This is a genomic window from Pseudoalteromonas obscura, from assembly GCF_030135505.1.
GTDB lineage: Bacteria > Pseudomonadota > Gammaproteobacteria > Enterobacterales > Alteromonadaceae > Pseudoalteromonas > Pseudoalteromonas obscura.
In genome coordinates this window covers 42,675-61,273 of record NZ_JASJUT010000015.1, presented here as the reverse complement: position 1 = coordinate 61,273, position 18,599 = coordinate 42,675, and the positions used below count along the sequence as shown (strand labels likewise).

12 protein-coding genes are annotated in these 18,599 nt (G+C 44.6%); 3 read left to right on the top strand and 9 right to left on the bottom strand.

Going from position 1 to position 18,599, the window contains the following annotated elements; all coding sequences use genetic code 11:
* The first annotated feature begins 1 nt into the window (after nucleotide 1).
* A complete protein-coding gene (locus QNM18_RS24615; protein WP_211013190.1) occupies nucleotides 2-607 on the top strand; it encodes a PGAP1-like alpha/beta domain-containing protein in 606 nt (201 codons plus the stop codon).
* 1 nt (nucleotide 608) lies between these two features.
* Here QNM18_RS24615 and QNM18_RS24610 read toward each other — a convergent pair whose 3' ends face one another.
* On the bottom strand, nucleotides 609-818 hold the full coding sequence (locus QNM18_RS24610) for a hypothetical protein (protein WP_023400245.1): 210 nt from the start codon (nucleotides 816-818) through the stop codon (nucleotides 609-611).
* 353 nt (nucleotides 819-1,171) lie between these two features.
* Here QNM18_RS24610 and QNM18_RS24605 point away from each other — a divergent pair, with 353 nt between their 5' ends.
* Nucleotides 1,172-1,639: a Dps family protein gene (locus tag QNM18_RS24605; RefSeq protein WP_023400246.1), complete on the top strand. Its 468-nt coding sequence runs from the start codon at nucleotides 1,172-1,174 to the stop codon at nucleotides 1,637-1,639.
* Here the strand turns inward: QNM18_RS24605 and QNM18_RS24600 are convergent.
* From QNM18_RS24600 to QNM18_RS24570, 7 genes are all read right to left on the bottom strand, one after another.
* Nucleotides 1,636-2,037, bottom strand: coding sequence for a hypothetical protein (locus tag QNM18_RS24600; RefSeq protein WP_211013191.1), 402 nt, complete (start codon nucleotides 2,035-2,037; stop codon nucleotides 1,636-1,638). The genes QNM18_RS24605 and QNM18_RS24600 overlap by 4 nt on opposite strands.
* 48 nt (nucleotides 2,038-2,085) lie before the next feature.
* The gene (locus tag QNM18_RS24595) at nucleotides 2,086-4,152 is read right to left on the bottom strand and encodes a S9 family peptidase (protein WP_284138703.1); all 2,067 of its coding nucleotides are present in this window, start codon (nucleotides 4,150-4,152) and stop codon (nucleotides 2,086-2,088) included.
* 281 nt (nucleotides 4,153-4,433) lie between these two features.
* Nucleotides 4,434-7,574 (bottom strand): efflux RND transporter permease subunit, encoded by a 3,141-nt coding sequence (locus QNM18_RS24590; RefSeq protein WP_284138702.1) that lies wholly within the window; start codon nucleotides 7,572-7,574, stop codon nucleotides 4,434-4,436.
* 16 nt (nucleotides 7,575-7,590) lie between these two features.
* Nucleotides 7,591-8,757 carry an efflux RND transporter periplasmic adaptor subunit gene (locus tag QNM18_RS24585; protein WP_284138701.1) on the bottom strand — a complete coding sequence of 389 codons (1,167 nt, stop codon included), beginning with the start codon at nucleotides 8,755-8,757 and terminating at the stop codon, nucleotides 7,591-7,593.
* A gap of 89 nt (nucleotides 8,758-8,846) precedes the next feature.
* Nucleotides 8,847-11,249, bottom strand: a complete 2,403-nt coding sequence (locus tag QNM18_RS24580) for an ABC transporter permease (protein WP_284138700.1) — start codon at nucleotides 11,247-11,249, stop codon at nucleotides 8,847-8,849.
* Nucleotides 11,250-11,263: 14 nt separating this feature from the next.
* Entirely contained in the window at nucleotides 11,264-11,980 is a 717-nt protein-coding gene (locus QNM18_RS24575) for an ABC transporter ATP-binding protein (protein ID WP_284138724.1), read from the bottom strand.
* A gap of 17 nt (nucleotides 11,981-11,997) precedes the next feature.
* Nucleotides 11,998-13,245 carry an efflux RND transporter periplasmic adaptor subunit gene (locus QNM18_RS24570; RefSeq protein WP_284138699.1) on the bottom strand — a complete coding sequence of 416 codons (1,248 nt, stop codon included), beginning with the start codon at nucleotides 13,243-13,245 and terminating at the stop codon, nucleotides 11,998-12,000.
* Between the two features lie 630 nt (nucleotides 13,246-13,875).
* Between QNM18_RS24570 and QNM18_RS24565 the strand changes: the two genes are divergently transcribed.
* Nucleotides 13,876-15,687, top strand: a complete 1,812-nt coding sequence (locus QNM18_RS24565) for a PKD domain-containing protein (RefSeq protein ID WP_284138698.1) — start codon at nucleotides 13,876-13,878, stop codon at nucleotides 15,685-15,687.
* A gap of 73 nt (nucleotides 15,688-15,760) precedes the next feature.
* Here the strand turns inward: QNM18_RS24565 and QNM18_RS24560 are convergent, their stop codons facing one another.
* Nucleotides 15,761-18,598 (bottom strand): TolB family protein, encoded by a 2,838-nt coding sequence (locus QNM18_RS24560; RefSeq protein ID WP_284138697.1) that lies wholly within the window; start codon nucleotides 18,596-18,598, stop codon nucleotides 15,761-15,763.
* Nucleotide 18,599: the final 1 nt, after the last annotated feature.

Here is an 18,599-nt window from a genome sequence, read left to right as displayed (position 1 = left end):
TATGAAAATAAAGCGGATCGTCGTCCTTCACGGGCTCTATATGTCAGGTTTTGTGATGCAGCCGCTTTGTACTCGGTTAGAAAAAACCGGGTGTGAGATTCTAAACTTAAGTTACAACACGCTCGACCCAAACAGACAGGCAATCTTCAATCAAATAGATCAGTTTATCGGTGATAAACCCACTGCTTTTGTCTGCCATTCAATGGGGGGCTTGGTAGCCAGAGATTACTTGACCAACGCGTCCCAGCAAAGTCAGCACGTCGAAAAAGTCATCACGCTTGGCACGCCACATAAGGGCAGCGCCATTGCAAAACATATGCATGACAAAGGCCTTGATGGCTTGCTAAAAAATAGTGTCGAATATTTGTTGAGTGAGACCAATACCTGGCCATTTTCTGCACGCCTTTATAGCATTGCAGGCGATCTGCCGCTCGGCTTAATGCCATTGTTACAAAAAGGCAGTCGCTCAGATGGCACTGTTTTATTGGATGAAACCAAATTAAAAGGTATGGCCGAGCACAAAATCTTCCACCGCAGCCATACCACGTTAATCTACTCTCGCAGCGTGATGGACTATATTATTGAGGTCATCAGTCGCGATACTTAAACTATTTATCGGCTTTTTGTGCCACTTTATATGCAACTAGGGCAATGATACCTGTGATCAGTGGTACAGGTGCCGCCAAGTATCCAAAGCTGTCAGAGTTGGCATAACTTGCACCAGCCAAATGACCTACCAACCCGACCACAAAAGTCACCAGCGCAATGACAACCACGGTAAGCTCACCTTTATGTTGTGATTCTGTTTTACCTTTCATAGTGCTCTCCTTAAAAATAACGCCCTGAAAATGGCTCAAATAAAACAAAATGGGCGCTTTGCACAATCATTATGGCTTGAATAAAAGTATGATTTTTGACCTACATCAAGCAGTAAAATCACTCTAAATAGACACTAAATTGAGTTTGTTGTGGATCAAAAAATTGATGAATGATTAAACACATTGGCAAGGTTTAAGCAGGCTCAACCCGCTTTTTCGATGGCGATAATCGGTTTTAATCGTTAGTCTTTTACCTGTCATTCAGCCACACTGTAAAGCATACAAGGTCACACAGTGACACACTTTTTAAAGCGCCGTGAAGTTCACGGATTAATAATACAAGGTAGCAAATTATGACGAACAGTATCGGTTTAGATGAACAAAAAAGTGAACAACTGGTTGCAGCATTAAACATATTATTGAGCAGCTACCAGATCCAATATATGAATGCCCGCAGCTTTCATTGGAATATCAAAGGCCGTGAATTTTTTGAACTACATGTGAAGTTTGAAGAAATTTATAATCAATTGCTGTTGAAAGTGGATGAGTTAGCGGAGCGTATTCTCACCATTGAAGGTACGCCATTACATGCTTTTAGCGACTACTTAAGCGCCAGTGAAATTGTTGAAGCAAAAGATATCCAAAATGGCCCAGAAGCGGTTGCAACACTCCTTGCTGGTTTTACACAATTGATTAAGTCACAGCGTCAAATTCTGGCTCAAGCCGCAGATGCAGAAGACGAGGGCACAGCCTCTTTGATGAGTGATTACATTACCGAACAAGAAAAACTGGTGTGGATGCTCAAAGCCTACCTAGGTTAGTCCAACCAAGGCGCAGCACCTCGGTATGCCGGGTGCTGACTCAGATATGCTGCAACATCAAGGTATAGCTGTATCTTAATGTTGCTGTCAGTCCACAGCTCACGGATGACTTTACGTGACAATGCATCGATACCTATGTAGTCAATCCTGCGATAGCCACGCATTTCCATATCTTTACAATATGTTTTGAGGGCCGACATACTATCGAGCGTCGTCATTTCAAAATCACTTAAATTGACCACTGCGCATTGTAATTGACCCGGTTTAAATGCTTGCCAACGCTTAAGTGCGTCCTGCTCTAACGCTATCACCCCTTCACAGTTAAATGCGCCAACTAAATTGACAAATACCGTAGGCGGCGCAATATCAATTTGCCATTGACCGTGTGCTGAAAACATCCTCCCTCCTAAACCAAGGTCGCGATGCCTACGCAACGCAATGGTTAATTAGTCAGTTGGTTGTGGCAGCAAAGAGATGAAAAACGCCATTTCTAACGCTTTTTCATGTAAGCTCTTAAATCTGCCTGAAGCACCACCGTGCCCCGCATCCATATCTGTTTTAAATACCAATACGTTGTCGTCAGTTTTCAGTTCTCTGAGCTTGGCAACCCATTTCATTGGCTCCCAGTATTGGACTTGCGAGTCATGCAGACCAGTAGTGACTAAAGTATTAGGATAGTCCTTCGCCGCTAAATTGTCATAGGGAGAATAGGATAAAATTGTCTCGTAATCGGCTAACTGATTAGGATTGCCCCACTCGTCATATTCATTGGTCGTTAAAGGAATAGATTCATCAAGCATGGTGGTCAATACATCCAAAAATGGCACATGACATCCAACACCTAAATACAGCTCTGGCGCCTGATTCATCACTGCGCCCATTAATAATCCACCTGCACTGCCACCAGATGCGAAGATCTTATCTGTCGCGCCGTACTGTTGCGTGATTAAAGCGCGCGTCACATCCACAAAGTCATTAAAGCTATTTTCTTTATTGGCCTTTTTGCCATTTTCATACCACTGGCGACCAAGCATTTCCGAGCCGCGAATATGTGCAATTACGTAAACAAATCCTCTATCTAATAAACTCAACGTCGAGCTGGAAAACACCGGATCGATTGTATAACCGTAGGCGCCATAACCATATTGCAACAACGGGTTGGTGCCATCTTTATTGAAAAGAGATTTACGATACACAATAGAAACAGGTACTTTTTCGCCATCGCGGGCTGTGATATGTATACGCTCAGATGCATAGTCCTGTGGCTTAAAGTCTCCTAGCACTTTGACTTGCTTCTTCAGCGTTTTTTGTCCCGTTGCCAAATCACACTCATAAACGCTGCTTGGCGTAGTTAGGCTTGAGTAAGTAATACGCACCGACGTTGAACTCGGCTCCGGATTATACCCTAAGCCAGCAAAGTAACATTCATCGGCAAAGCCTAGCTGATAACTCGCACCTGAATAATCGTGGATCACAAAACGGATCTGACCCATTTCCCGTTCCGTGATCACAAAGTGCGAATCAAACAGCTCTAGACCTTCCAATAACACATTTTTACGGTGTGCGATTAGCTCCTGCCACTGGCTTGGGTCATTTACCGCATCCAATGCAACACGTACCATGCGAAAATTTTTCGCATCACTATTAGTCAGTAGATAGTAATACTCGCCAAACTTATCTAAACCATACTCATGGCCCTCTTGACGTGCTAGCAGTCGCTGGAAATCGCCCATCGGCTGCTCAGCATCAAGATAAAGGACATCACTGGTTTCTGTCGCAGATAAATATATAAAGATTTGGCTGTCGTCGCGGCTTTTGCCTAGGCCCATGTAATATTGACTGTCTTGCTCTTCGTAAACGAGTACATCTTCACTTTGCGGCGTACCTAGAACATGACGATAGACTTGAAACCCAAGTAGCGTTTGAAGGTCTTTTTTCACGTAAAATACAGTGCGATTGTCATTGGCCCAGATCACTTCACCTTCCGTTTCAAGGAGGCAATCTTCCAACATTTGACCTGTGGTTAAATCTTTAAACTTCACGGTATAAATGCGGCGGCCATCGGTGTCTTCGCTATACGCCAGTAAGTTATCATTTGGACTTACTGTCAAGTCTGCCAATTCGTAGTATTCAAATTCATTGGCTAACTCATTCACATCGAGCAATAAGCTTTTGTCATCCATCGCTTCATTCAACGCACGATAGTGACGGCCATACTCTTCCTCACCGCTTACCTCATTGGTATACCAATAGCGACCATCTTTTACTGGCACGGATGAATCATCTTTGACGATACGCCCTTTCATTTCTTCAAACAGCTGGTCTTGAAGACTTTTTTGCGGTGTCATCACCGCTTCACAGTAATCATTTTCAGCTTTTAAGTGGGCTAATATCTCGTCATTTTGACGCTTATCATCACGCATCCAGTAATAATTATCTGTCCTTTTATGCCCATGAATTTCCATTTCATGTGGTACTTTTTTAGCCACTGGCGGGGTAAGCGCTTTGGTCATATAGTTGTTCCTGATTTGTTATTATTCATCCAGTTTAACATAGCCATGTGTGAGGTACAGCTTTGTACCATAACCTACATTAGTATCTTAATAATGCCTCAATAGTCTACACACATACGTTGATTATCTGGATTTATTAAAAGCCTGATTACTGAGCAAGACGAATTACGAAAGTGTTACTTTATAACTTTAAAGTTGACAACACCACCGCACCTAGCTTTACAAAATAAAAACAAAAAACCCAGCACTAGGCTGGGCTTTTTTTGATACATTTTAATTATTTATGCAATTTTCTGAGCAGAGCCTTTCTTAAAGCCCTTACGCTTGCTCTTCAACTTTGAAAACACACTCTTAATATCGACCAGAATAATGTACAAACATGGTACCAATACTAAGGTGATCAACGTTGCAAACAGCACTGCAAAACCAAGTGAAATCGCCATTGGGATCACAAACTTAGCCTGCAAGCTGGTTTCAAAGATAATAGGGGTTACACCCGCAAATGTAGTGATAGACGTCAAAGTGATCGCTCTAAAGCGCGCACACCCAGCCTCAATAACCGCATCCTTCAAAGCCACGCCTTCTTTTCGCACTTGGTTGACATAATCGGTCATGACGAGCGAGTCATTGATCACAACCCCTGCAGCCGCAATTAAACCAAAGGTCGACATCATGCTCATATCCAAGCCATTTAGCCAATGCCCCCAAACGGCACCGATCAAGCTAAATGGAATAACCGACATAATGATCAGAGGCTGAGAATAACTCTTCAAAGGCACAGCCAGTAAAATGTAAACTATCATCATACCTGCAGCAAAGAACATAACCTGTTCATCTGCTTGAGCCTGTGTTTCCTCAACCGAGCCACCCAACTCTGTTTTCACCTCTGGAAATTGCTCCGTCAGTCTAGGTAATAAGTCCTCTCGGATATTTTCGACAACTTGCGATGGCTCAATGGTTTGCTCATCGATACTACCGTACACGTACACAGTACGATAGCCGCCTTCACGACGAATGTAACTAACGCCAGGTTTCTCGGTAAATTCAACCACATCGCCAAGCACGACCTCACGGCCGTCCGGTGTTTTGATCAGTGCATACTTGAGCGAGGCAACCGCCTCTCGATCCAGCTCTGGGTAACGAACCATCACACGGATTTCTTCACCATCTCGGATCAATCGCTGTGCTTCACCACCATAAAAGCTATCTCCTATTTGGTTCGCAACATCAGCCAAATTCAAGCCTAGGTCATAAGCAACAGGTTTAAGCGAAAGTTGCACTTCTTTGCTTGGTGGATCGATCGTAGAGCTGATATCAAACAAGCCTTTTTCTTGTTGCAGCATTGCGATGAACTGTCTGCCCGCAGCATTCAAAGTATCAACATCTGGACCATATAGCAGATAACCAAATTCACCATCACCACTGCCTTCATCGTTTACATCGTCAATCACCAAGAGCGACTTCACACCAGCAACAGAAGGCATGGCCTCACGCCAGCGACGAGATAATTCAAACGCATCAAATGGACGCAAATCTTCATCTACCAATACAGCTAATACACTGCCTTCCGTGCGGCCTTCATTCCACACTAAAATGTCTCGGATCATTTTCTGGCCATGCTCGCGTTCAATGTCTTTATCAACCTCAAGCATCATGCTTTCTATTTGCTGTAACGCCGACATAGTCTGCTCATCTGACACATTATCATTGAGCATTATCTTCACCATTGGGAAGTCGTGAGGTACTTTTGGCAGCGGTACAAAGCGCACTTGATTCGATGTTATCAAAGACATACTCACTAAAAATACTGCGATAAAGCCACAAAATACCGACCAGCGCCATGCAACCGCTTTTTCAATAAAGTTTCGATAAGGGCCATTTACAAAAGCAAAGAAATGTTTGTTAAAACGTGCACGTCTGCTGTTTTCACGTAGTGGCTTAAATTTGGTATGACCAATATGGGCTGGTAAGATCCACTTTGATTCAATCAAACTGAATACTAAGCATAAGATCACCACAATGGATATCGATTTGAAAAAGGCGCCTTGCGGTCCACTCGACATCACCATAGGTGCAAATACAGCCATGGTTGTCAAAACACCAAAGGTCGCAGGTGTCGCTACTCGCTTTGCACCTCTTACTACACTGTCAACACTGGGGCCACTGCGTTCAACTTCGGTATAGGCAGCCTCCCCAATCACTATGGCATCATCGACAACAATCCCCAGCACCATGATGAAAGCGAACAAGGACACAATATTAATGCTGATCCCAAACGCTGGCATCAACATAATCGCACCAAGGAAACACACAGGTAAACCTATCATTACCCACAGTGCCAACTTAAAGCGTAAGAAGATCGACAGCATTATGGCAACCAAAATTGCCCCTTGCAGCATGTTTTTCTTCATCATTTCAAGACGCGCATCAAGATAGTACGTCATATCAACGATAGGCGTTAACGTTACCCCTTCAGGTAATGTGGTGTTTTTTGCCTCGATGTATGCGTGCACAGTCTTAGCAACCGGGATCATATTTTGCTCTTTGGTCGCTTTTACTGATAGAAACGCCGCATTGATGCCGTTTTGTTTGAAGTAGAACTCACCTTCTACAAATTCATCTTTGATCACCGCGACATCTTGTAGATAAATTTTGGCGCCATTGCTCCCCACTTTAACAGGGATACGTTTAAACTCGTCACCTCGGTACTTCTGATTTTCGACACGCACAGAGATAATCCCGGCTTCTGTACGGATTTCACCTGCAGAAATATTAGTTGAATAGCGACGAATTGAATTACTTACATCGCTAATGGTTAAGCCATAACGGCGTAATGTGTCAGGATCAATTTCAATGGCAATTTCATAGGCTGGAGTACTCCGTTCAACCAAGGACACATTAGAAAGCTGCAGAAGCTCATCTTCCACCTCTTTCGCCAGCGGCTTAAGCTCTTTGAGCGGAATGTCAGCAGCCAGTGCCATTTGGATCACATCTTGGCGAAATTCAACTTGCTGTACCCTGATAGGTTCCATCGCAGCGGGAAAGGTCGCGATCCCATCAACACGCGTCCGCACTTTTTCCACCACATCGCTTAAATCGGCATCCGTATCAATTTCCAACTGAACGCTGCCGCTTCCGCGACGTGCACGATATACACCTTTATCAACCTCAGTGACATCTTTGAGTGCCTCTTCAATTTTGATCAAGATGCTCTCTTCAATTTCTTGTGGAGACGCCCCTGGGTAACTCGCATTGATGCTAACAAAATTCAGCTCAATGCTAGGAAACATTTGTCGCTGAATAGTGAAATAGCTCACTATACCCATGATCAGAATAAAGACCATCATAAGGTTTGCTGCGACAGAGTTATGCGCAAAATATGCGATTAACCCTTTTTGGGAAGTTCTTATTTGCTCACTCATAGTTCATTCCCTGCTGTTACAGCTTTCCCACGTTATCAGAATCTCCATCTGCATCTTCAGAGCCGGCAACCTTGACAGCCATGCCGCGCTGCGGGTATTCCGGTAAGGTTACAACAACTTTATCGTTGTTAGATAACCCTTCTCCGACCAAGTAATACCTGCCTTCTTCACGGATCACTTGTACCGGGCGAGGCTCGAGCTCCGCTTCTTCATTTAATAGCCATACCGTTTGGTTGTTCACGAGCTCTTGAGGAAGACGATAGATTTGACGAAGGGTTTTGCCCTCAAACTGCACTTGTACATAAGTACCAAATTTAATCGCTGGTGCATTGCTTATCAGCCCATATGGGTCTTCAATTCTAACCACTAAGCTACTCATGCGCGTTTGCTGATCAACGATACCTAAGTCACGATGAATGACGGCGTCGCGAGTAAATCCATTAACACCTCTTTGCGTTAAAGTCGCCTTTAGCCCAGAAACTTGTTCAGGTAGAAAAATAGAGTCAAACCCTGCGATAGGAATAACAATTTCTGCTTGCTCAATATTATTTAATTGTGCAACAGGACTACCCGTACTGACAAACTGACCAAGACCCACTTCTCTCGACACAATCAATGCATTGAATGGTGCGACAACTTCACAGTTATCAAGGTCACGTTGCGCCCTTTTAAGTGCCGCTTTCGCTGATTTCACCGCGGCTTTAGCACTCATTAGCTGAGGCTTTCGCAAGAATAAATCAGTATGCTTTTTATTAGGGAAGCGCTTTGCCTCATCCGCGGCAACATCAGCCAGCGCTTGCTCCTCAATCAATTGAGCCTGTGCACTCGACAATGATGCTTCCGCTTGCAGTACCGCAGCCTGATAATTGTCCTTTTCAATGCGCAGTAGAACATCACCTTTGTTTACCACACCACCTGTGACAAAGTTAGAGTGCCAATATTCAATTTCACCAGAGACTTGTACGGAAAGCATGGTTTGCTCTAGCGGTGTGACTTCACCATAACTATTGATTAAAACCTGATGGTCTTGCGCTTGCAGCGCTTCGACTTCTACAATGGGACGAGTATCCACTGCATCAGAAGCATCGTCGTTTTTGGCCACGGCATTAATGCCCTTAAACCCAATGATCCCTATACCCAACGCGACGAAGGGTATTATCCACTTCAGTATTCTTGCTTGCATGACTGTACCTATTGATAATTTCCTAGCGCTATATTATCAAGATTTCTCTTCCCTAGGGTGTGACATTTGTAAGAATCTGTTACAACTTCTCAATAATTTTTCAACTGTCCAGAAAGGTGATAAATATCTATAGTAAACAACACCATAAATAAGACAAATACAGAAAATAAGTAACAGAACAACAAGGTGTAGGTCACACTGGGTAATAAACTTACCAAACCTAGGATTACACATGTTGCGATTAAAAGCGCACCAGTAAAATGAGCTAGCCTGAATCGAACTTGCTCCTTTATCAGTTGCTTTCGTGTGGCACCTACTTGCTGCTTAATCAGTAATAGTGGCTTTTGCATTAACGCGATGTTACCCAGAAGCCCGTACAGCCCCACCAGCACTTGCATCGTCATTAAAAAGCTTAGTCCAAGGCCGCAATAAAAGCTTAAGACTGCCGCTTTATTCAATTGTGCCAAATCCACATCCAAATACGTCATATCTTGAATTCTTTGTGTACTCGCTTGCTGTTGTAATAGTTCGTTCAACTCCTGCTTATCCACTGTTTGCGCAGGCTTAAACTTGATCACCATATTGCACTCGTAAAAATCGTGGGGGTAATAAATGGTTGCGGGGGCGCCCAGAGCATGGCTGTAGATGTTTTCCACGATACCCACCAACTTAACTGCCTGAGCGTCTCGCCCGTACAGAGTCATGCCTATATCATCTAGACCGATCCCTAACTTAGTTGCCGCCTGTCGATTAATGATGACCGATTGACGGGCGTCGCTATCGGCAGATACAAATGCGCTCCCCGCCAACAAATGCAAACCCAAAAGTGAAAAGTAATCTTCTCCTACCAGCTGAGATTGCATCGTGTGTTGCACCTCAGCGCCCGGTTGAGTACCTATCACAGCCAAATAGCTTGTATCCAATGGGCTGATACTACTTAAAGACACTGATGCAATTTTTGGGTGTGCTAAGAGTGCTTGCTTATTAGATAAGAAAAGCTGTTTGCGAGCTAAAACAGCCTGTTCATCATGCTGCCAAGAGGTTTGATGGCGAGTAACAAAGACCACTTCTTCAGCATTTATACCTGACGGTACGCTCAGTTTGTTGCCAAAATATATCGCAGTCCACAGGCCAATACATAAGACAACCAGCCCGACACTAAGCTGGGCGATCAAAACCGAGGTGCTGAACCACTGTGGAAGTTGTTTCGCTTGACCTTTACCTGAGTTTTGTAAATTTTGATAGAGGCTGGAAAATGATAGCTGTTTAAATCCAAACACTGCAAACCCTCTGGCAAATAGCAGCGCAATTCCTGCAACCATTAAATAATGCACAACTTGCAGCTCTAACCAATCAAGGTGTGCCACTTCCTGTTTGCCAAAGTGGTGAATAGCTGTCACTCCCAACTCAGCTAAAACCAGTGCGAACATTGCCGCCAAGAGAAAGAGCACACTCACTTGCCAGCGGTGCGCAGTGCGTAAGGTATCCAATGGCGCTCCCAACACCGTTTTCAACACCCATTGCGCCTGCTGCTTCTTTATATCTAGCAAGTAAAAGGTCAGTAAGTTGACCAGAGTGATCAACAAAAAGGCCGCACCACTTAGCAACAACCATCGACTAGTCTGTTGCAAATCTCCTTTGAGGTATTGTTGTAATGGTATGTACTCAAAGTGTAATTGATTGCGGATCGAACTACCAAAATCTGTAATACCAGCGCTAAATTGCTCATTCAAATACGCTGAAATATCCGCTGGCACCCCAGCAGCAAGGGATTCGCTTCTAGTTCGACCAACCAAAAAAGTGTTGTAGCGCACCGTTATATGTTCTCGTAATACATTTGTGTTATCAATCACATGTGCAAATGACACAAATACATCTGTCTGGCGATTTGGCATATACAATTGCGGCTCTGTACGCTCACATGCCACAACCCCAACAACGCGAAAGACTCGCTGATCAAGCTCCATGCTATATGACGGACTTGACGCCAGTGCGCTCTGAGCTAATAGCGCTGGCATATAACGCTCGGCAAAACATTGACTAACTACCACTTCAGGCGCTGTTACACCATCTTGCTGCTGCTCGCTAAAATATCTTCCCTGTATCAGTGTTTGCCCAAATAAGGAAAAAAACTCGTGAGAGGTGTAAGTCATATTAAGTTGAGGTTGCTGCACATGATCCATATATAGCGCTTCCCCATAGTAAACTGGAGCGGCCATAGAAAGAGAGGAGTCCTGGCTAGCTATATACTGTGCCGCAATGTTAGACAGCGCATTGCTCATCACTTGCTCATCTTTTTGATTCGTCATGCTGCCACGCAACCACACCAATGATTCATCTTGTGGGTAGGGTAACGGGGCATAAGCATGCCAAGTAATCAAGCTAACAATGGTGCCGCCTGCCAACGCACTTGCCAACAACACCACAAACAACACTGTAAATTTTGTCTTTTTAAACAGCTCTGAAATCGAGCTGAAGTTTTCTTTTCGCATCAACGTCGTTCCCGTTACAAAGGCCTATACATGTTTATCTCAGCCTTTGGCGCTGTATAACCACAACCTAGTAGTTCACCATCAAACAGCTTCACTTGACGTGACGCCATATCAGCGTAACGTGGATCGTGGGTGACCATGCAAATGGTGGTGCCCTGTTGATGTAGCTCGCCAATTAACCCCATCACAGCATCACCACTCTTTGAGTCCAAATTTCCAGTTGCCTCATCAACCAATAAAATACTAGGTTGTGTCACAAGTGCACGCGCAATGGCCACTCTTTGTTGTTGACCACCAGACAATTGGCCGGGGAGATGCTGCACGCGATGAGAAAGGCCCACCTTTTCTAAACATAACATGACTCTTTGTTGGGATTCCTGCGCGCTGAGCTTGGGCACACGGTAACGCAACGGTAGCGCCACATTATCAAATACCGACATCGCATCTACGAGGTTAAAAGATTGAAATATAAACCCAATATGTAAATTCCTTAACGCAGCAGCTTGGTCAAATGTTAAGTTGTCTACCGACTGGCCTGCCAACCAGTAGCGCCCTGTCGACGCAGGCTCTAGCAAGCCCATAATCGACAATAAGGTAGACTTCCCACACCCAGAAGGACCTGATATGGATACAAACTCACCTTGCTCTATTGAAATATTGATATTTCTCAAAGCATGGGTTTGGAAATCCTGTGTTTCAAACACCTTTCCAATTCCCTGCATTTCAATCATGTTTTGCATATTCACTCCTATTGAATAACCACTGCTTGCGCTTGTTGCGCGTAACTACTGAGATCAGATATGACAATAGAGTCTCCGACCTTTAACCCACCTTTTACTTCAATGTAGCGGCCACTTTTTTGACCGAATTGAACATCAACTAATTCGGTTTTTCCTCCATCTAAAACGCGGTACAAAGTTGCCATTTTAGCAGCCTCTCCAACGGGGTTTTGCACGTAGAAGGCATCGTCTATGGTATCGACGACAATGGACGCTCTAATACTTTGCTTTGGCCTCAGCTCGATATCACTCAGTAATGGTAAGCTGACCTCTACTATCACATGATGTGCAGTAATGACGGGATCGATACGTGTTACTTTGCCGCGTATCACTTGCGCAGCTGAAAACACCTTAACCAACTGACCAACTTGTACATTTGCGGCCTGAGATTGATTCACTTTTAGTTCAGCCTTCAAAGCATGCTGGCTGCCAATTGTTACGACGTGCGCACCTCGTTCAACTCGTGCACCCAACTCAAGCGGCATTACTTCTATTACTCCCTGCTCGGCTGCAACAATGTCAAGTTGCGCAACCTTTTCAGCCAATAACGCCTGCTCCTGTTTTGCGAGCTCAATCTTTTCTAGCGCAAGTGCAGTGGCACTCAAATGTAGTCCCTGCAATTGCTCAATACGTGCTTTTGCATGCGAGACTCGCGTTTCCAAGCTACCCAGCTGCGCCTGAGTTTCAAGAAAAGATAACTCTGAAATAATACCGCGATCCACCAAATTTTTTTGCGCCTGAAATCGAAAAGTTAAGGTCGCCAACTCACCTTCCAACTGACCCAGCACAGACTGCTCTAACAAGCGCTCGCGCTGCTGCCGCAAATTCAGTTGCAATTCGTCTGCTTTGGCTTCAATTAGTCGCTGCTGCGAACGTTTCAACTCCAGTGTGAGATCCGGATTTTCCAACTTTGCAATCAACGTACCCGCTTCGACTATACTGCCAGCTTTGTTAACTACCTCAGTGACGATACCGGCACTAGTCGTAGTAATGATGTGTTGCTGTTCACTTTGCAACTCGCCAAATGCATCCACTTCAATGTTCAATACACCTTGCTTTACTGTTGCAATCATTATGTCACTCTTTGGTAACTGTGTTGCCAGCCCTATATCCAACTGCACTAACAACCAGATCACCAATAAACAGACGATAACTCCTAATCCCCTATGGCGTTTAAAGAAAGGTTGTCTGACTGGCTTTGGTACTTGAATATCCATCTACTCTTCTCGTTACTTATTACTTTTTCGTATCAAAAATGACACGGGCCTCCCCCCAGTGAGCGAAAAACATGCCAATCAGATAAAAGCTTAATAATCATAAGCTTGAAAATTTATGATGAATGGAATTAACCAGTATCGGATAAATTTTGTGTCAATTCCGGAATCGGAATACAAGGCTATTGCGTTTAATAATGATAATTTGGGTATTTTTCATAATGACACAGTGTTGCCATGGATGGCGTCATTGCATTCAGCCATTAACAATTAAATATCACTAACCATTGATGTGTAGCTACTTCGGAATGTTCACTATTTAGATAAGCCAGTTAAAAATATAAACTATTTAAAATCATGGTCTTGATATATTATTTACGACAAAAACCCAAGCATCTAAAACTGTTTCAGGTGCAAAATAGTTAACAACAGCAAGAAACAAGCTTGGTACTAAACAGCATTTATCCAATGCAGTGTTAAATTGTTTTGAATAACCAAAAAGTCACTCAAGCGGACAAAAATTAAACATTGTAAAATATTTAATTATCAATTTCTTTACAATTACGTTATATGCGATTACCTTGTTTCTTGTTGTTTAAATTTTACTCAACACAAAACTAACAAGGAACATAAATGAAAACTCGTTATATATTACCAGCACTAGGACTTGTCTCAGCAAGCTGTTTTGCGCAGACCACTGCGCTCACAGAAGCACAAATGATGCAATATACTAGCAAAACAAGTATGGCCACAATTGGTAAACGCGCTGAGCTGAACCTTGTGATTCAACCTCAAGCAATGGCAGCATTCTCAGCCGACAATGCCAGCAATATCATCACACAAACTGTGACACACCCCAATGCCAGCTATATAAAACTGCATTTTAAAAACATTAACTTAGCCGGTGGTGGCAAACTTGTGGTACGTTCAGAAGATGGCAGCGAACGCTATGAGTACACTGAACACAACATGCGTGCGGCAACACTTAGCCAAAGTGATGATGGCGTAACAAGCTTCTCTGCCATGTCTATTTCTGCTGAAACAGCAGTAGTAGAATACACACCTGGCAGCCAAGTTAGTGCAAGCCAAAATGCCATCATAGACTATTATGATCACGGCACTGAAAATGAATTACAAATGGCACCAGCTACGGATGTTGGGATCAGCTCTACTTGTGGCGCGATGGAACGAAAAGACGTACAGTGCTGGGCAAACAGCAACCCCACTGAGTTTGAACGCAGCCGTCCAGTTGCACGCCTACTTATGAATGGTAGTGGACTATGTACTGGCTGGCGTGTTGGTCCTGATAACCGCATGTTTACTAATAACCACTGCGTAGAAACTGCGTCTGAATTATCCAACACAGAAGTATGGTTTAACTACCAACACACTTCGTGTAATGGCTCTACCTTAGAGACCGTAGTAAAAGTTACTGGTAAAGACTTCCTTTCAACAGATTATACCCTTGATTACACGCTATTCACGATTAACGATTTCGCTAAAGCCCAACCATTTGGCTACTTTGGGTTAGATGTCCGAGATGCAACTCAAGGTGAGCGTATCTATATCCCACAGCACGGCTCAGGCAATCCAAAAGAGTTGTCCATTGAGTCGGATCGCGACACGGATGGATTGTGCTCAGTCAACAACGCGAACGCCAATGGTAGAGGCACAGGTACAGATCTGGGCTACTACTGTGACACCATAGGTGGTTCATCTGGCTCTCCTGTACTAGCGGCATCTAGCAATAAGGTCATCGCACTACATCACTTGGGTGGCTGTCACAACAAAGGGGCAAAAGTCAGCTTAATTTGGCCAAAAGTAGCAAGCCATTTCAACAATCAAATCCCAGATGGCGATAACAACAGCGATCCACTGCCAGTCGCGCAATTCACAGCTTCATGCACAGCGTTAAGCTGTAGCTTTGATGGAAGCGCTTCGAGCTCACCTAACGGGTCTATCAGCCAATACGAATGGAGCTATGGAGATGCTTCTAGCAATGGTTTTGGTGCCAACGTAACCCATAGCTATGCAGCTTATGGTTCATACAACGTATCACTGACAGTCACAGATGCCAGCGGCGCATCAGCAACGACAACAAAACAAGTTCTGTTGACCGATCCAAACGAAGATCCAGCCACGCTCATCAACGGTGTGGCGAAAGAAGGACTGCAGGGCGATAGATTAGAGACTACATTTTACTATTTAGACTTACCAGCAGGTGCCTCGAATGTCCAAGTAAGTATTTCTGGCGGTTCAGGTGATGCGGATCTATATGTGAGAAAAGGCAGCAAGCCAACAACTTCGACTTATGACTGCCGTCCTTACAGATGGGGAAATAGTGAGTCGTGTAACATCACTGGTGGCGCAGGCAAGTACTGGGTCATGTTACGCGGTTATAGCGCATACTCTAACGTGACTCTGGTTGCGACCTATACTGAATAAGATCCAATTTTTATCAAACCAACCAATTGCACAAGGCGAGTGACCACTCGCCTTTTTCCTCAAAAGCACAAATTTACCAAGGGTGCCAAAGCCCAAACCAAGTGCGCCATTCATCTTCCTGAGTGTCACGAGAAAGACGGGAAAACCCCACATCCAGATGCATATTGGAGATCCCTGCCGGTGCGTATTTAGCCGCACTGCCAAGCACTTTTTGACTTAAGTTCATTTGCCATTTTATGCCCCAACTCTTTGCAAAGTTTTGACTGTCCATTTGGTGACGTGCATAAAATAAACGCGGTTGCCCTGCACGCCAGCTCGTTGCAAACTCATAACCTAAGTAATGGGCACCCGATTTAAACATAAAGGGTAACTCAGCGACATGCTGCTGATCCCCACCAACACCACTGTATATACTGTTGGTCGCAAACCCACCAACGCTAAGCGCCTGCTCGGTACGGTAACGGTTACTCACATTGATGTACATAGGCCATTGCCACAACGTCACTGCCCCCTTGAACATCACCTCATGGCCGGCGTTGTACCCCCATATTTTCGCGCCATCCATAGTAACATCCACAGAATATTGCTGCTGATCATGGTGATAAGACACCTGATTGCCCGCCCAATAGCTGTGCTCAAGACCTTGATACCGTTGTTCGACCATATGCCAACCAACATAGGGACGCCAGCGCCACTTTTGGCTGTGCTGTGCAAATGAAACCTCCAACGTATTGGACCAAGCTTTTTGCACTGCTTGAAAACCACCCAACTCATCTCGCTGTACAGAAGTATCTAATTCACTCACCTTTAGTTCGTTGCGAACGTCAAACTCCCCCCATCGATATGCCATATCCAGATACCCGCCTTGCAACACGTCATCGAAAAGTGATTGGCTCATCCCCGCCTGCCAACTCCAATGCTTGAGTATATCTGCACCAGTGATGCCCACACTGAGCACTTCTGTGCTTGCTAAAGCGCCCTGCACCGACACTGCCAAAGACCAATCTTGCAAGGTTGGGTCGTAATCCGCCACAGTTTGTGCAAAGCCAATGGGTAGGGCCTGTGTCTTTTGCTTGTTGTCATTTTGAACTATCCCTTGGGTATCAAATACCGCAACTTGCTGCGCGTGTGTGTGCCAGTTAGAGATCGCCATGAGCTTCGAGCCATATGGCGTACTCTCTAAAAAGAGTAACTGGTTGTTAACCTCGCCTAATATCTCTTCAAATACATGCTCCGCATCACTTATTTGTTTTAATTCATCCCTTTGCAGATGATAGTGATAGATACCCAAGGCTCCTTTGCGCCCCATCACAAAATAGATGCCTACTCCAGTTTTGTCCCAGCGTGGCGAAGCGACGTATTGGCTGTCATCAAGTAATGGGACTTCCTTGCCCACCAAGGTCGAGTCAGCCAAATCAGTAACATATAAACGCCAACCACGACCTTGAGCTGCTTTTAAATAAGCCAATTGCTTACCACTTGGGCTGATCACAGGATGATCGTAAACGGAGTTTAAGTCTCTCGAAAACAAAGGTATAACTTGCTGATCGGATAGACTAATCTGAACCAATTGAGAAAAGCCATGCTCGGTACGCTCTGCTATCACTAGAAACTCATTGATAATACTAAAACGCCGGATCCCAATGCTGTTAGATAAACGCGTGACCTTGTCGGTGGGAATATGCCATTTGAAGAGCGCATTTGCCCAACCATGCTCGACCCTTTGCCGCGCGACAAAATAAACGGTTTCCTCATCTAACCATTGCGGATGGTAAATCCCGTTGAAATCCATAGCTTCCAAAGTTGCTAACTTTTTATGTCGGAATGACGCCGGGTGTGTGTCTGGTATATCGTCGGGGTCTCGGGCCAAAATAGCCGCTTGGCGCTGCTCAAATTGCTCAACCGCTTTGTGGTTTTTTTCACTGGCATAAACAACCAGTGATACTTGACCAGACTGAGTAGTCTCCACAGCCAAAAACTGCTTTTTGTCTGATGACAGCTGTATATCTCGGGCAGCAAAAGCAAATTGCATAAATTCATATTGCTCAAGCTCTGTGCGCTGAGAAGCTGATTGAATAGCTTGATGGGTATACTCGGCAATAAAGCGTCGATATAGCTGTATTGCCGATTTGCCAAAAGCGCCGTGAAATGCCACCTCAAAGTTTCGACTCTCCACCGCGTTTACTCTTGTCCATACAGCATCTAAAGTAGCCTCGTCATATTCCTGCTCAAGCCAAGCCAAAAACCTTGCCCCTAATAAATACGCCATCGCACTGGCACGAAGGCTACCATCTCCATGACTTAAGGCGTGATAAGGCAACAAAGCACCTTGGCGAGCAAAAGTTTGCAATAACGCTTCGGAGTAATTGTCATAAAGTCGGCCCTGACCAGTCAGCTTAGATTCCTGTAATGTCGCGTAACCCTCTGCAACCCAGCGCGGCAGTACAGCATTTGCCAAATCAAAACTATCGCTCATATCTCGCAACCACTGTCGGGCGCGATACCTGCTTGGCTGAGACAAGTGTACTAAGTGAATATATTCATGCAGTACTAACAGCTTTAACCAGCTAGGGTTATGCGCTATTGCCGTATCTGATTGTGGAGGTGTGACATACAAGGCCATAAATGGACTATCAGAACTTGGCAAGGCAAACCCATTTGGCAAATTGAAGGGGTCGATCACTATGGCGTCAATAATGGCCTCGAGCGCTCGACCTTGCTGACTTAAAACCTGACTGCGAACTCGTTCCAGTTCCTTTACTGACGCTTCAGCCCAAACTTTGTAAGGGCGCTGATAGTGAACTCGAAAATGAGGGCTTTGAATGGTCTTCCAATCACTTTTTTCCGCCTGAGATGGCGTCGCAAAGAGCCACACAAACGTCATTAAAATAAGCTGTATTCTGGCGCGCATT

Bases quoted from the DNA above. Each gene is read 5' to 3' on its own strand.
- QNM18_RS24600 (WP_211013191.1), bottom strand. From the start codon at position 2,037: ATGTTTTCAGCACACGGTCAATGGCAAATTGATATTGCGCCGCCTACG.
- QNM18_RS24565 (WP_284138698.1), top strand. From the start codon at position 13,876: ATGAAAACTCGTTATATATTACCAGCACTAGGACTTGTCTCAGCAAGC.
- QNM18_RS24560 (WP_284138697.1), bottom strand. From the start codon at position 18,598: ATGCGCGCCAGAATACAGCTTATTTTAATGACGTTTGTGTGGCTCTTT.
- QNM18_RS24575 (WP_284138724.1), bottom strand. From the start codon at position 11,980: ATGATTGAAATGCAGGGAATTGGAAAGGTGTTTGAAACACAGGATTTC.
- QNM18_RS24585 (WP_284138701.1), bottom strand. From the start codon at position 8,757: ATGCAAGCAAGAATACTGAAGTGGATAATACCCTTCGTCGCGTTGGGT.
- QNM18_RS24590 (WP_284138702.1), bottom strand. From the start codon at position 7,574: ATGAGTGAGCAAATAAGAACTTCCCAAAAAGGGTTAATCGCATATTTT.
- QNM18_RS24580 (WP_284138700.1), bottom strand. From the start codon at position 11,249: ATGCGAAAAGAAAACTTCAGCTCGATTTCAGAGCTGTTTAAAAAGACA.
- QNM18_RS24610 (WP_023400245.1), bottom strand. From the start codon at position 818: ATGAAAGGTAAAACAGAATCACAACATAAAGGTGAGCTTACCGTGGTT.
- QNM18_RS24605 (WP_023400246.1), top strand. From the start codon at position 1,172: ATGACGAACAGTATCGGTTTAGATGAACAAAAAAGTGAACAACTGGTT.
- QNM18_RS24615 (WP_211013190.1), top strand. From the start codon at position 2: ATGAAAATAAAGCGGATCGTCGTCCTTCACGGGCTCTATATGTCAGGT.
- QNM18_RS24570 (WP_284138699.1), bottom strand. From the start codon at position 13,245: ATGGATATTCAAGTACCAAAGCCAGTCAGACAACCTTTCTTTAAACGC.
- QNM18_RS24595 (WP_284138703.1), bottom strand. From the start codon at position 4,152: ATGACCAAAGCGCTTACCCCGCCAGTGGCTAAAAAAGTACCACATGAA.